13 protein-coding genes are annotated in these 13,829 nt (G+C 70.8%); 7 read left to right on the top strand and 6 right to left on the bottom strand.

Annotation, left to right across the window (positions count from 1 at the left end):
* Nucleotides 1–46: 46 nt before the first annotated feature.
* The 3 genes from ACZ49J_RS30725 (at nt 47) to ACZ49J_RS30735 (ending at nt 5,716) form a co-directional block, all read left to right on the top strand.
* Nucleotides 47–1,234 (top strand): M20 family metallopeptidase, encoded by a 1,188-nt coding sequence (locus tag ACZ49J_RS30725; protein ID WP_467453813.1) that lies wholly within the window; start codon nt 47–49, stop codon nt 1,232–1,234.
* A 367-nt stretch (nt 1,235–1,601) separates the two neighbouring features.
* The gene (gene icmF, locus ACZ49J_RS30730) at nt 1,602–4,832 is read left to right on the top strand and encodes a fused isobutyryl-CoA mutase/GTPase IcmF (protein ID WP_467453812.1); all 3,231 of its coding nucleotides are present in this window, start codon (nt 1,602–1,604) and stop codon (nt 4,830–4,832) included.
* Between the two features lie 23 nt (nt 4,833–4,855).
* Complete coding sequence (locus ACZ49J_RS30735) at nt 4,856–5,716, top strand: 3-hydroxybutyryl-CoA dehydrogenase (protein ID WP_467453811.1); 861 nt, start codon at nt 4,856–4,858, stop codon at nt 5,714–5,716.
* An 82-nt stretch (nt 5,717–5,798) separates the two neighbouring features.
* Here the strand turns inward: ACZ49J_RS30735 and ACZ49J_RS30740 are convergent, their stop codons facing one another.
* Nucleotides 5,799–6,980 carry a thiolase family protein gene (locus tag ACZ49J_RS30740; protein WP_467453810.1) on the bottom strand — a complete coding sequence of 394 codons (1,182 nt, stop codon included), beginning with the start codon at nt 6,978–6,980 and terminating at the stop codon, nt 5,799–5,801.
* 427 nt (nt 6,981–7,407) lie between these two features.
* On the opposite strand from ACZ49J_RS30740, the gene ACZ49J_RS30745 reads away from it, so the two are divergent.
* Nucleotides 7,408–8,268, top strand: coding sequence for an esterase/lipase family protein (locus ACZ49J_RS30745; protein WP_467453809.1), 861 nt, complete (start codon nt 7,408–7,410; stop codon nt 8,266–8,268).
* Between the two features lie 72 nt (nt 8,269–8,340).
* Here the strand turns inward: ACZ49J_RS30745 and ACZ49J_RS30750 are convergent, their stop codons facing one another.
* Nucleotides 8,341–9,288 (bottom strand): lytic polysaccharide monooxygenase auxiliary activity family 9 protein, encoded by a 948-nt coding sequence (locus ACZ49J_RS30750; protein WP_467453808.1) that lies wholly within the window; start codon nt 9,286–9,288, stop codon nt 8,341–8,343.
* A 174-nt stretch (nt 9,289–9,462) separates the two neighbouring features.
* Here ACZ49J_RS30750 and ACZ49J_RS30755 point away from each other — a divergent pair, with 174 nt between their 5' ends.
* A complete protein-coding gene (locus ACZ49J_RS30755; protein ID WP_467453807.1) occupies nt 9,463–9,912 on the top strand; it encodes a GNAT family N-acetyltransferase in 450 nt (149 codons plus the stop codon).
* A gap of 32 nt (nt 9,913–9,944) precedes the next feature.
* Here ACZ49J_RS30755 and ACZ49J_RS30760 read toward each other — a convergent pair whose 3' ends face one another.
* Nucleotides 9,945–10,079, bottom strand: a complete 135-nt coding sequence (locus tag ACZ49J_RS30760; protein WP_467453806.1) for a hypothetical protein — start codon at nt 10,077–10,079, stop codon at nt 9,945–9,947.
* Between the two features lie 143 nt (nt 10,080–10,222).
* Between ACZ49J_RS30760 and ACZ49J_RS30765 the strand changes: the two genes are divergently transcribed.
* Entirely contained in the window at nt 10,223–10,819 is a 597-nt protein-coding gene (locus ACZ49J_RS30765; protein ID WP_467453805.1) for a class I SAM-dependent methyltransferase, read from the top strand.
* A 3-nt stretch (nt 10,820–10,822) separates the two neighbouring features.
* On the opposite strand, the gene ACZ49J_RS30770 is transcribed toward ACZ49J_RS30765, so the two are convergent.
* Together ACZ49J_RS30770 and ACZ49J_RS30775 are read right to left on the bottom strand one after the other, a co-directional pair.
* Nucleotides 10,823–11,383, bottom strand: a complete 561-nt coding sequence (locus ACZ49J_RS30770; RefSeq protein WP_467453804.1) for a ribonuclease FAU-1 family protein — start codon at nt 11,381–11,383, stop codon at nt 10,823–10,825.
* On the bottom strand, nt 11,364–12,284 hold the full coding sequence (locus tag ACZ49J_RS30775; RefSeq protein WP_467453803.1) for a GNAT family N-acetyltransferase: 921 nt from the start codon (nt 12,282–12,284) through the stop codon (nt 11,364–11,366). The genes ACZ49J_RS30770 and ACZ49J_RS30775 overlap by 20 nt, the downstream gene beginning before the upstream one ends.
* Before the next feature lie 95 nt (nt 12,285–12,379).
* Between ACZ49J_RS30775 and ACZ49J_RS30780 the strand changes: the two genes are divergently transcribed.
* Nucleotides 12,380–12,748 (top strand): GntR family transcriptional regulator, encoded by a 369-nt coding sequence (locus ACZ49J_RS30780; protein WP_467453802.1) that lies wholly within the window; start codon nt 12,380–12,382, stop codon nt 12,746–12,748.
* Between the two features lie 298 nt (nt 12,749–13,046).
* On the opposite strand, the gene ACZ49J_RS30785 is transcribed toward ACZ49J_RS30780, so the two are convergent.
* Nucleotides 13,047–13,817, bottom strand: coding sequence for a DUF72 domain-containing protein (locus ACZ49J_RS30785; RefSeq protein WP_467453801.1), 771 nt, complete (start codon nt 13,815–13,817; stop codon nt 13,047–13,049).
* Nucleotides 13,818–13,829: the final 12 nt, after the last annotated feature.

Below are 13,829 nucleotides of genomic sequence, written 5' to 3' on the forward strand. Positions count from 1 at the left end.
CAGGAATACACCACCCCCCACACCTCTTCGTACGAGAAAGCAGACCATGACCGCATCGCCCGCCGCCGCCCTCACCACCCGCGCCCAGGAGGCCGCGCCGGAGATCGTCACCGACATCCTGACCCTCGTCCGCCACGAGACCAACAGCTCCGACCTGCCCGCCCTCGCGGTCGGCCTGGACCTCCTGCGCGAGCTGACCGTCCACCGACTCGGCCGGCCCGACCACGAACAGCGCCACCCCGGCGGCGCCTGCGGCGACACCCTCACCCTCACCTACACCGGCACCGGCCCGGGGCACGTCGCGCTCGTCGGCCACTACGACACGGTATGGCCCACCGGCACCCTCGCCCGATGGCAGGAGCCGGAGCCGGCCGCGTCCGACGACGGCCGGGCGAAGCTCAGCGGACCGGGCATCTTCGATATGAAGACCGGCCTGGCCCAAGGCATCTGGGCCCTCAAGCTCGCCCGGGACAGCGGCGCACCCGTGCCCACCGTCACCTTCCTCTTCAACGGCGACGAGGAAATCGGCTCCCTGTCCTCACGGCCCGTGATCGAAGACGTCGCCAGGAAGGCCGACGCCACACTGGTGCTGGAGCCGACCGCCCACGGCGCGGTCAAAACCGCCCGCAAGGGCACCGGCATCTTCCGCGTCACCGCCACCGGCGTCGAGGCACACGCCGGGCTCGCGCCGCAGGACGGGGCGAGCGCGATCACCGCGCTGTCCGAGTTCGTCCTCGCCGCAGCCGCGGTCGCCGCCCCCGAGAAGGGCACCACGATCAACACCGGGCTCATCAACGGCGGCTCCGCCACCAACGTCGTCGCCGCCCAGGCCACCGCCAGCCTCGACATCCGCGTCAGCAGCCAGGCCGAACAGGCCCGCGTCGACGCCGCCTTCGACGCCGTCAAGGTCAGCGACCCCCGCGTCCGCATCGACATCGAACACGTCTGGAACCGGCCGCCGATGACCCTCAACGCCGCCTCCACCCCCCTCCTCGACCTCGCCCGCGACGTCGCCCGCGAACAAGGCCGCGACCACCTGCCCGACGCCGCCGTCGGCGGCGCCAGCGACGCCAACTTCGTCGCCGCCCTCGGCCTGCCCGTCCTGTGCGGCATGGGCGCCATCGGCGACGGCGCCCACGCCCAGGGCGAATACATCTACCCCGACACCGTCCCCACCCAGACCGCCCTCGTCGCCGGACTCCTGGCACGACTCTCACAACCCCTGCGCGACTGAACCACCGGGTCCTGTAGCGCGACAGTTGTGGACCGCGTATCCGTGTCTCCTCGGCCCACCCACGTAGCGGGGGTGCCGCTCCCGCTCGTAGCCGTCACGGCAGCGCGGTCACAACCAACTGAAGCACTCAGTCACAGCGCCGCGGTATCGACGGTGTTGTCGACCCGCGGCGCCTGATGCCGATCCGCGACGCGTACGCCTTGTGTGCCAGTCGCCGACCGGCCGGCCGCGTGTGGCCGGCCGGCGGGCCGGTGCTCCGGGCGGGCCAACCCCTTCGCCCGCTGTGTTTCTCCTCACGCCCAAGAATTACTAGGACGTCCTAGTATCTATTCTGTCGGCGTTATCCAACGCGTCCTGGAAGGCCTCCATGAGCGATCTGCATCGCCCCGTGCACCCTGTCCGCCTGGTCACAGCGTCGGCCCTGTTCGACGGCCACGACGCGTCGATCAACATCATGCGGCGGATATTCCAGTCGCAGGGAGCCGAGGTGATCCATCTCGGGCACAACCGCTCCGTGCAGGAGGTCGTGGACGCCGCGCTGGAGGAGGACGCGCACGGTGTGGCGGTCTCGTCCTATCAGGGCGGGCATGTCGAGTACTTCGAGTACCTGGTCGAGTCGCTGCGGGCCCAGGGCGCGGACCACGTCCGTGTGGTGGGTGGTGGCGGCGGTGTCATCGTGCCCGAGGAGATCGCCCGGCTGCGCGCGAGCGGGGTGACCATCTTCTCCCCGGAGGACGGGCAGCGGATGGGACTGGCCGGGATGGTCAACTCGGTGGTGCGGGACTGCGACTTCGACCTGTGGGACGGCAAGCCGGCCGACGCCGCGGCGGTGCTCGCGGGCGACCGGTTCGCGATCGCCCGCACCCTCACCGGCGCCGAACTCGGAAAGCTGGACCCGGAGTTCCTTCAGCAACTGCGTCCCGCGGCGGCCGCGCGGTCCGTGCCGGTGCTGGGCATCACCGGCACCGGCGGTTCCGGGAAGTCGTCGCTCACCGACGAGTTGGTGCGCAGGTTCCGTGTCGACCAGCAGGACAAGCTGCGGATCGCGGTGATCGCGGTCGACCCGACGCGGCGCCGGGGCGGCGGGGCGTTGCTCGGCGACCGGATCCGGATGAACTCCCTGGACGGGAACCGGGTGTTCTTCCGGAGCCTGGCCACCCGCGGCAGCCGCGAGCTGCCCGAGCACCTCTCCGATGTGATCGACGTGGTGAAGGCGGCCGGGTTCGACCTGGTGATCGTGGAGACGCCGGGCATCGGCCAGGGCGACGCGGCGATCGTGCCGTTCGTCGACACCTCGCTGTATGTGATGACGCCGGAGTTCGGCGCCGCCTCGCAGCTGGAGAAGATCGACATGCTCGACTTCGCCGACGTGGTGGCGATCAACAAGTTCGAGCGGCGCGGAGCCAAGGACGCCCTGCGCGACGTGGGCCGCCAACTGGTGCGCAACCGCGAGGCGTTCGGCATGCGGCCCGAGGACATGCCCGTGTACGGCACCTCGGCGGCCACCTTCAACGACGACGGTGTCACCGCGCTCCACCAGCACCTGAAGACCCTCCTGGCGGAGAAGGGACTGGCGCTGTCCGAGGGCACCCTGGCCCCCGTCGACGTACGTCACTCCTCGGGCATCCGGCAGGTGGTGCCCGCGGACCGGGTGCGCTACCTCGCCGAGATCACCGACACCGTCCGCGCCTACCACGCCCAGACCGGCCGGCTGGCCGAAGCGGCACGACGGGTCCAGCGCCTGGAGGCGGTCCACGGCGAACTCGTCGAGGCCGGCTCCGACGCCGGGAACGTCGCATCGCTGCTCGAGGACGCCCGCAGGCAGCTCCCGCACGGGATCGGCGAGCAGATCGAGAAGTGGCCGGCCGTCGTGGCCTCGTACGCGGGCGACGAGCAGGTCGTGACGGTCCGGGACAAGGAGATCCGCACCAAGCTCACCCGCGAGTCCCTGTCCGGCAACAAGATCCCCCGTGTCGCCCTGCCCCGTTTCACCGACCACGGCGAACTGGTGCGGTTCTGGCGCGCGGAGAACCTGCCCGGCCACTTCCCCTTCACCGCCGGGGTGTTCCCCTTCAAGCGCGACGGCGAGGACCCGGCACGGATGTTCGCCGGCGAGGGCGACCCGTTCCGCACCAACCGGCGCTTCAAGCTGCTGTCCGAGGGCCAGCCCGCCACCCGGCTGTCCACCGCCTTCGACTCCGTCACCCTCTACGGCCGCGACCCCGACGAACGCCCCGACATCTACGGCAAGGTCGGCACCTCCGGAGTCTCGGTGGCCACCCTGGAGGACATGAAGGCCCTGTACGACGGCTTCGACCTCGTCGCGCCGACGACCTCGGTCTCCATGACGATCAACGGTCCCGCGCCGACCATCCTCGCCTTCTTCCTCAACACCGCCATCGACCAGCAGATCGACCGGTTCCGGGCCGCCGAGGGCCGCGACCCCTCGTCCGAGGAGACGGCCGAACTGCGCGCCCACGCGCTGGCGACCGTGCGCGGCACGGTGCAGGCCGACATCCTCAAGGAGGACCAGGGCCAGAACACCTGCCTGTTCTCCACCGAGTTCTCGCTTCGGATGATGGCCGACATCCAGGAGTGGTTCATCGCCCACAAGGTCCGCAACTTCTACTCGGTGTCCATCTCCGGCTACCACATCGCAGAAGCCGGCGCGAACCCCATCAGCCAGCTCGCCTTCACCCTGGCCAACGGCTTCACCTACGTCGAGGCCTACCTCGCCCGGGGCATGCACATCGACGACTTCGCGCCCAACCTGTCGTTCTTCTTCTCCAACGGCATGGACCCCGAGTACTCCGTCCTCGGCCGGGTCGCCCGCCGCATCTGGGCGGTGGCGATGAAGGAGAAGTACGGTGCGGGCGAGCGCAGCCAGAAGCTGAAGTACCACGTCCAGACCTCCGGACGCTCCCTGCACGCCCAGGAGATGGACTTCAACGACATCCGCACCACCCTGCAGGCCCTCATCGCCATCTACGACAACTGCAACAGCCTGCACACCAACGCCTACGACGAGGCCGTCACCACCCCCACCGAGGACTCCGTCCGCAGGGCCCTGGCCATCCAGCTGATCATCAACCGCGAGTGGGGCCTGGCCATGAACGAGAACCCCCTCCAGGGCTCGTTCATCGTCGACGAGCTCACCGACCTGGTCGAGGAGGCCGTGCTCCAGGAGTTCGAGCGGATCAGCGAACGCGGGGGAGTGCTCGGCGCCATGGAGACCGGCTACCAGCGCGGCCGCATCCAGGACGAGTCGATGCTGTACGAGCAGCGCAAGCACGACGGCACCCTGCCCATCATCGGCGTCAACACCTTCCGCAACCCCCACGCCGACACCACCGAACCCGGCGCCATCGAACTCGCCCGCGCCACGGAGGCGGAGAAGCAGTCCCAACTGGACCGCGTACGCGGATACCACGCATCCCACCGCGACGAAGCCCACGCCGCGCTGACCGAGCTCAAGGAGGCGGCGATGGGCGGCCGCAACGTCTTCGCCGTCCTCATGGACGCCGCCCGGGTCTGCTCGCTGCAGCAGATCACCGACGCCTTCTTCGAAGTCGGCGGCCAGTACCGCCGTAACGTCTGAACCGAACGAAAGAGGACCCCCAGATGGATCCCGTCACCCGCCTCGGTGTCGTCGGCTGCGGCCTCATGGGCTCCGGCATCGCCGAAGTCGCCGCCCTCGCAGGCATCGACGTCCGCGTCGCCGAGGCCACTCCCGACGCGGTCGACGCCGGCCGCCGCCGGCTCACCGCCTCCCTCGACAAGGGGGTGACGCGCGGCAAGCTCAGTGAGGAACAGCGCGACCAGGCCCTCGGGCGGCTCTCCTTCACCCACGACATCGGTGACCTGGCGGAGTGCCAGTTCGTCGTCGAGGCCGTCGCCGAGAACCGCGATATCAAGACCGATGTGCTGAGGGCCCTGGACAAGGCGGTCGCGGACCCCGAGGCGATCCTGGCCACCAACACGTCCTCCATCCCCATCGTGGACCTCGCCGTCGCCACGGAGCGCCCCGGCCGGGTCATCGGCATGCACTTCTTCAACCCCGTGCCCGTACAGCGGCTGGTCGAACTCATCCCCGCCCTCACCACCAGCCAGGACACGGTGCGACGCACCCGCGACTTCGCCGGACAACTGGGCAAGCAGGCCATCCAGGCGCCCGACCGCTCCGGCTTCGTGGTCAACGCGCTCCTCGTGCCCTACCTGCTCAGCGCGGTCCGCATGGTGGAGTCCGGCGCCGCACGCCCCGAGGACATCGACCAGGGCATGGAACTCGGCTGCGCCCACCCCATGGGCCCCCTGCGCCTGCTCGACCTCATCGGCCTCGACACCGCCCAGGCGGTCGCCGAGTCGATGTACGAGGAGTTCAAGGAGCCCCTGTACGCACCCCCCTCCCTGCTGCGCCGCATGGTCGCCGCCGGCCACCTCGGCCGCAAGAGCGGGCGGGGGTTCTACACCTACGACGCCTGACCGACCTGCGCCGGCAACCGGCCTCCTGCCCAGCCCGTGCGTCTCGTCCGCGCAGGGGCTGGGTCCCGGTTGCCCGACGCCGTCACGCCCTCCTGAAGAGCGCGGCCAGCGCCTGCCCACCGCCGATGCACATGGTGACGATGCCGAGTTCGAGGTCGCGGCGGACCAGATCCTTGGCCACCCGCAGGGAGAGAATCGCGCCGGTCGCCCCCACCGGATGGCCCAGTGCGATCGCGCCGCCGTAGGGATTGGTCTTCTCGGCATTCAGTCCGGCGTCGCGGATCACCGCTACCGCCTGGGAGGCGAATGCCTCGTTCAGCTCGATCGTGTCGATGTCGCGAGGAGTCGTCCCGGTCTGTGCGAACAACTTCTGCAGAGCCAGCACCGGCGCGTAGCCCATGAGTTCGGGCTCCATCGCCGCTGTCGCCACCGACTCCAGCGACACCAGCGGCGTCAGTCCGCGCTCCCTGGCCACCGACTCCCGCGCCAGGACCACCGCGGCGCCGCCGTCATTGATGCCGGAAGCGTTGCCGGCGGTGACGGTGCCGTCCTGGGTGAACGCCGGGCGCAGCCTGGCCAGGGTCTCCGCCGTGGTGCCGGGCTTGGGGTGCTCGTCCTCGCGCACCGTGAACGGCTTGCGCCCACCGGCCTCCACCGGCACGATCTCGTCGGCGAACGCCGTCCGGGCCGCTTCCGTTGCCGCGCGCCGCTGGGACTCCACCGCGAACTCGTCCTGCTCCGCGCGTGACACCTGGTACTTGGCGGCCACGTTCTCCGCCGTGATGCCCATGTGGACGCCGTGGAACGGATCGGTCAGCATCAACACCGTGCCGTCCGCCAGCGTGCGGTCGCCGAGCCGGTAGCCCGCACGCGCCCCGAAGTCGTAGAAGGGCATCCGGGTCATCGACTCGTTCCCGCCGGCCAGGGCGAAGTCCAGCCCGCCCCAGCGCATCTGCATCGCCGCGGACCAGATCGCCTGCAGACCGCTTCCGCAGAGCCTGTTCACCGTGTACGCCGGCACGCTCTTCGGCAGGCCCGCGGCCAACGCGACGCGGCGGGCGTTGTAGGCGTCCGGGCCGACCTGGCCGATACAGCCCATCACCACCTCGCCGATGTCCTCCGCGGCGACTCCCGCGCGCCCCAGTGCCTCCCGCGACGCGGTCGCACCGAGTTCGAAGCCCGGAGTGTCCTTGAACACCCCGCCGAAGCTTCCGACCGGTGTCCGGGCCCCGTCGAGAATCACGATCTTCTCGGTGTCGGGCATGGGCATCCCCTCTCCTTTGTCATCCGGCGCACCAGCACGGGAATCGGCGGTCACGCACGGGTCCACGAGATAGTAGGACGACCTAGTACCTGTGGGGATGACTGCTCCGTCACACCGGGCTGATACTCGCGGGCGGCTGTGCGCGCGACTGGAGAGAGGGAAGGCCGGCCGATGCGCATCCGCGTCGCCGTGGTGCACGAGGGACTCGGACTCGCGGTCTCGTGGCCCCCCTTCGCCGTAACCCCCTTATCGCATGTGCGGCTGTGCGCACCAGTTCCTCACAGCTGTCACGGCAAGTTTTTTACTGACCCGTAACTTCCCACTTCACCTACTCGCCCGTAACTTGACGAGTGGAACAGCATCCTCGTGATCCGGATCACAGGGCGTACGTCGTCGCAACTCCCTTGAGCCGCAAGGAGATCACCCGATGCTGCCCTGGAAACGTGTGCTCAGACCACTGGCCGCACTGCTGCTGGCCTCCGCCGCCACCCTCGTCCCCGCCGCCACCGCACAGGCCGAAGCGGCCCCGAGCCGCGGCTGGAACGACTACTCCTGCAAACCCTCCGCCGCCCACCCCCGTCCCGTCGTCCTCGTCCACGGGACGTTCGCGAACTCCGTCGACAACTGGCTCGGGCTCGCCCCCTACCTGGTGAACCGCGGCTACTGCGTCTACTCCCTCGACTACGGGCAACTCCCCGGCGTCCCGTTCTTCAACGGCCTCGGACCCATCGACAAGTCGGCCAAGCAACTCGACGACTTCGTCGACAAGGTGCTCGCCGCCACCGGTGCCGCGAAAGCCGACCTCGTCGGCCACTCGCAGGGCGGCATGATGCCCCGCTACTACCTCAGGTTCCTCGGCGGGGCGGCCGAGGTGAACGCCCTCGTCGGCATCGCGCCCAGCAACCACGGCACGACCCTGAACGGCCTCACCCAACTGCTCGACCACTTCCCCGGCGCCGGTGACCTCCTCTCCACCGCGACACCCGCGCTCGCCGACCAGGTCGCGGGCTCCGCCTTCCTCACCAAGCTCAACGCGGGCGGCGACACCGTGCCCGGCGTCAAGTACACGGTCATCGCCACCAAGTACGACGAGGTGGTCACGCCGTACCGGTCGCAGTTCCTGAGCGGGCCGAACGTGCGCAACGTCGTGATCCAGGACCTGTGCGCGACCGATCTCTCCGAGCACGCCGCGATCGGGCTCCTCGACCGCGTCGCGTTCCACGAGGTGACCAACGCCCTGGACCCGGCCAACGCCACGCCGACGACGTGCCTTTCGGTGCTCGGCTGACACGTGTGAACGGTGTTTCTCCGGGTTCTGTCCGGCCTGAGCCGCCGGACAGAACCCGGAAGCCGGACCGCCTCAGCGGTGACCGCGTGCGGCGCGGCGGCGAGCCGCCGCGAACAACAGCGAGCAACCGACCGCCAGGACGCCCGCCCCGCCGGCCGCGACGTACGGGGTCACGCGGTCGCCGCCCGTCTCGGCGAGGTTCTCCTCGGCGCCGGCGGGCTGGATCTCGTTCCCGTAGCCGGAGGTGCTGGAGACGCTGGGCTCGTCACCGTGACCGCTGCGCTCGACGGCCGACTTGGCGGCGTCGTCCACGACGTGGTCCTCGGACGGCGCGGAGGCGGACGGGGCCGGGTCGGACGGGGCCGGGTCGGACGGCCCGGAGCTCTTGCCGAAGGTCACGTCGGAGCAGGAGTAGAAGGCTTCCGGGCTGTCCGAGCGCTGCCACACCGCGTACAGGAGGTGCTTGCCGGAGCGCTCCGGGAGGGTGCCGGAGAAGGTGTAGAAGCCGCCCGACGCCACCGGGTCGGCGGCCGTGGCGACGGGCCGGGCGAGATCCAGGTCGTCCCAGGCGAGCGGCCGCGACGGGTCGTACCCGGGCCTGGTGACGTACACCGTGAACGTGCCTTTGTGCGGCGCCGTCACCCGGTACCTGAAGGTGTACGAGCCGCCGCTCACCCGCGTCGCGGGCCAGTCGGCGCGGGGCAGGTCGAGCCCCTTGAACGCCTCGTCGCCCGCGCCGCACAACTCGCCGTCCGGGATCAACTCCCGGTGCCGCCCGGCCGCTTCGCCGATCCGCACCCCGTTCCAGTCGTACAGCGCCTGCGTACCACCGGCCGAGACCGCCGCCCGGCACGCGGCCGACGTCGGGCTCTCCGGTCCCTCGGCACGGCACTGTGCGACCCGGCTGACCGGGTCGCCCATCGAGCCGTGGGCGGCGGCGGGCGTGCCCGCGAGCGCGGTCAGGGCGAGCGGCGTCATGCCGAGGGCGGCGACCGCGGTGGCCTTACGGCGAGCAGGCATGGGATCTCCTGGGGGACGGACCGTGGGGTGAGCACCGTGGCGTGAATCCCGTGGGGTGATCAGAAGCTAGCCCGAGGAAGCCGTGGAATCGCCTGCTGGGGGCGGGTGAGGGAGATCCTTATGGTCGCCTTAAGGGAGTGCTCAGGCTGCGCTCAGGTAGGTAGCGTTCCGGGCATGGACGACGAGGGGATCCGGCAGGCCGTCGCCGCCGACGTGGCCGCCGTGAAGGCCGTGACCGACGCGGCGTTCACGCCGTACATCGAGCGCATCGGAGTGGCACCCGTGCCCATGGAGGCGGACCACGCGGCGAACGTGGCCGCGGGCCGGGTGTTCGTCACGGGTGACCCCGTGATCGGCCTCGTGGTCGTCGAGGCGTACGAGGACCATCTGTTCCTCGACAGCATCGCCGTCCACCCCGACGCGCACGGATACGGCGTGGGGCGACGGCTGCTGGAGTTCGTGGACGCGCGCGCCCGTACGCTCGGCCTGTCCGAGGTCAGGCTCTACACGAACGCGCTGATGTGGGAGAACCAGAAGCTGTACCCGAGGTTCGGCTACGAGGTCGTGGAGCGCCGCGTGGACGGGCCGTACGACCGGATCCACTACCGCAAGCGGCTGGACTGACTGGCTGGCTGACTGACTGACAGGCGGGCGGCTCAGGCGTCCGGCCACCAGGTGCGCGCGATGTCCTTCCGGATCTCCGGGCGCCCTGCCGGGCGCTCGTCGGCCTCCTCCCGCACGCGGCGCGAGTCGTTCTTCTTCAGGGGCTTCTGCACGGTGGTACGGCGCATGGCTGCCTCCTCGTGCCCACCGGGTTCCGTCTTCGCCGTTCGTACGGAGGTGGACGCTTTCCGGGAGCGTTCCTCATCGCTCGCGGTCTGTCAGTGGCGGCTGTCACGATCCGGTTGTCAGTGGCGCGTGTCACTGTGGGGCCATGACTACGAACCGTGACGTCGACTGGGACGCCGAGGCCGTCACCTTCGACGACGAGCCGGACCACGGCCTGCGGGACCCCGAGGTGCGGCGGGCCTGGGCGGACCGGATGGCCGATTGGCTGCCCCCGCGCCCGGCCGACGTGCTGGATCTCGGCTGCGGGACGGGAACCCTCTCGCTTCTCGCCGCCGAGCGGGGACACCGGGTGACGGGTGTCGATCTCTCCCCGGCGATGGTCGACCGGGCCCGCGCCAAGCTCGCCGGCCGGGCCGCGGTGTTCCTCGTCGGTGACGCGGCCGCGCCCCCGGTGGGGGAGGAGCGGTTCGACGTCGTGCTCGTCCGCCATGTGCTGTGGACGCTGCCGGACCCGGCGCGCGTGCTGCGCGGGTGGTCCGGGTTGCTGCGTCCCGAAGGGCGGCTCGTGCTGGTGGAGGGCGTGTGGGGGACTGTCGCCCCGGTCGGCATATCCGCCGGGCGGCTGACGGGGCTGCTCGCGCCCCTCACTCAGGACGTGCGGGTGGAGCGGCTCTCGGACGACGCCCGGCTGTGGGGGCGGACAGTCGAGGACGAGCGGTACGCGGTGGTGGCCCGTTTCTGACCGTCACTCCAGCAGGGTGGTGAGGTCGTCGCGCCGGGCGAGGAGTTCGAGCTCGTCCAGGGCGACGACGGCCGCCGCGGCGGCATCCGGGTCCGTGACCGCGAGGCCGCTCGCCGCGAACTCGTCCTCGTCCAGCCGCAGTACGGTGCCGCCGTCCGCGGAGCGCCACAGGTCCAGGTCGAGGTCCTCCACGACCAGCTCCGCGCCCGAGAGCACGGCGGGGCGGGTGACGTCGCAGTACCAGCCCTTGAGGGTGCCCGCCCCATCGCGGACCTCCTTCACCGCGTACCACCGGTCCCGCCAGTAGTACTCGGTGAAGACGTCTCCCGGTTCGAACCGTACGAAGCCGAAGTCCCGGACACCGTCACCCGCCCAGGAGGCCCGCACGGTGACGCGGGTGCCGTCGTCGTGGAGCAGTTCGGCCGGGTAGCGGATCTTCGTGCGGCCCGCCTTGACGAGGACGACGTCCAGGAGAACCTTCGAGCCGGCCGCCGGGTCGGATGCGAGGTCGGACGCGGGGTCGGGTGCCGGGTCAGCCGTCGGGTCAGCCGAGTTCGCGGACATAGCGCACCTCCGTCACGCACTCTACGTAGCCGAGCCACTTGTTGATGGCCAGCATGGGCCCGTTGGACGCGTCGTTGCCGGTGAACGCCTCCGTGCAGCCCGCGGCCCGGGCCCGGTGCAGGGAGGCGTTCTTGGCGAGCTTGGCCAGGCCCCGGCCGCGGAAGGCCCGCGCGGCGCCCGTCATCGCCGTGAAGTAGCGGCCCTGACCGTCGGTGCGGGCCGCGGTGAACGCGGCCGGGGTGCCGTCCACGACGGCCACCGTGGTCAGCTCGTGGTCGAGGAGCGGGTGGTTCCAGGTGTCGCGGAGCCACTGCTCGTAGTCGTCGAGCTCCGCGTCGATGTCGCTGGGCTCGTCCGCCGTCGCCTCCGCGTCCAGCGCGAACAGGGGACGCGGGTCGTCGGCCCACGCTGCGGAGGGGCGCAGTTCGACGCCCGGGGGCGTCGCGGCGAGGGGCGGGAGCGTGCCGTGCGCCAGGTCGAGGCTGAGGAAGCGGGACGAGCGGCTCGCGCGGTAGCCGCGCCGCTCGGCGAAGGCGCGGTTGTCGGGGGTGTCCAGGACCCAGCTGAACAGTGCTGTCGCGCCCAGTGCGGTCAGACGCTCCTCGGCGGTGCGCACCAGTCGGCTGCCCGCGCCCCGACGGACCTGCTCCGGGTGCACGTACACGTTCAGGTACCCCTGCCCCGGAATCGGGCTGTCGTGGGCGATGCCCATCTGCACCGTGCCGGTCAGCTCGCCGTCCTCCTCGGCGACGAGGAGCTGGTAGTGGGCGTCGGGGTGGGCGTGGGTGATGTCGTGGACGACGGACTCGGCGGTGGAGATCAGTACGGGCAGGGCGAGCCGCCGTACGCGGGCGAAGGCCTCGGCGTCCTCGGGGCGGAAGTCGCGAACGATCACTGTCATGGAGTCGCACGCTACGGGGGGAGCGCGGGCGGACGCCTCCGATTTTCCGGCGGGTACGGGGTGATCGTCCGGGGCGGGTACGCGACAATCGGTCCGTGACCTTGAAGATCCGCATCACCGAGGGGACCGCGCCCTACGAGCAGGTACGCGCGCAGATCTCCGAGCAGGCACGTTCCGGGGCGTTGCCGGTCGGCTACCGGCTCCCCACCGTGCGGGGGCTCGCCGAGCAGCTCGGGCTGGCCGCCAACACCGTGGCCAAGGCCTATCGCGCCCTGGAGACGGACGGGGTGATTGAGACGCGGGGGCGCAACGGGACGTTCGTGGCTGCCGCCGGCTCGGCGGCGGAGCGGGCCGCCGCGGCGGAGGCGCAGGGGTACGCGGAGCGGGTGCGGCGGCTGGGGTTGAGCGAGGGGGATGCGCTGGACGCCGTGCGGGATGCCCTGCGGGCGGCTTACGGGGGGTAAGGGTTCTGTGGGGATCGGTGCGGTGCGGTGCGGTGGGGTGCGGTGGGGTGCGGTGGGGCGGGGCCGGGCTCGGGTGGGTCTGTTGTAGGCCGGGTGCGGGTTTGGTGTGGCTTGTCGCGCAGTTCCCCGCGCCCCTAAAGACTGCGCAGTTCCTCGCCCCCCTAAAGACTGCGCAGTTCCTCGCCCCCCTAAAGACTGCGCAGTTCCTCGCGCCCCTTAAAGATTGCGCAGTTCCCCGCGCCCCTAAAGACTGCGCAGTTCCCGCGCCCCCAGGGACCGCGCAGGTCACCGCGCCCCTTCAGGGCGCTCTCGATGGGGTCGGGACTCTCGTGACCCGTAGGGCTGCCCTGTTTGCTGTTGCCGCGAACAGCTTCGCGTCCTTCACCGCCGCGCCGTTCGGGTCGTTGTTGAAGTACGTGTAGACGTCCTCGTCTTGGGGCCAGGTGGTGGCGATTCTGTCGGCCCAGGTCTCCAGTGAGCGGTGGCCGTAGCGGGGCCACTGCTGGGTGCGGCCCTCGTGGAAGCGGACGTAGCCCCAGTTGGTGGTGCGCCACAGGGGGGTCACCGGGCGGGCGCGGACGTCGGCCCAGCACAGGGCGGCGCCCCGGTTCTCCAGGGTCCGGCGCACCTCGGGCGTCCACCACGAGTCGTGGCGGGGCTCGACCGCGACTCGGGTGCCGGAGGGGAAGCACGCCAGGCAGGCGTCCAGCAGGCCGGGGTCGGCGCGGAGTGTGGGCGGGAGCTGCAGGAGGACCGGGCCCAGGCGGCCGCCGAGCCCGGTGGCGCGGCTCATGAGGCGGTGGACCGGTTCCTCGGGGTCCTTCAGCCGCTTGATGTGGGTGAGGAACCGGCTCGCCTTGACCGCGATCACGAAGTCCGGCGGGGTGCGGTCCCGCCAGGCCTCGAAGTTCTCCCGGGACGGCAACCGGTAGAAGGCGTTGTTGAGCTCGACCGTCGCGAACCGTGCCGCGTACTCCTCCAGCCACAGCCGCATGGGCACCTCGGACGGGTACAGGAGGTCGCGCCAGTCCCTGTACTGCCACCCCGACGTGCCGACGAACAGGGTCATACCCTCATCAAA

The organism is Streptomyces sp. NPDC030840, from assembly GCF_055572015.1.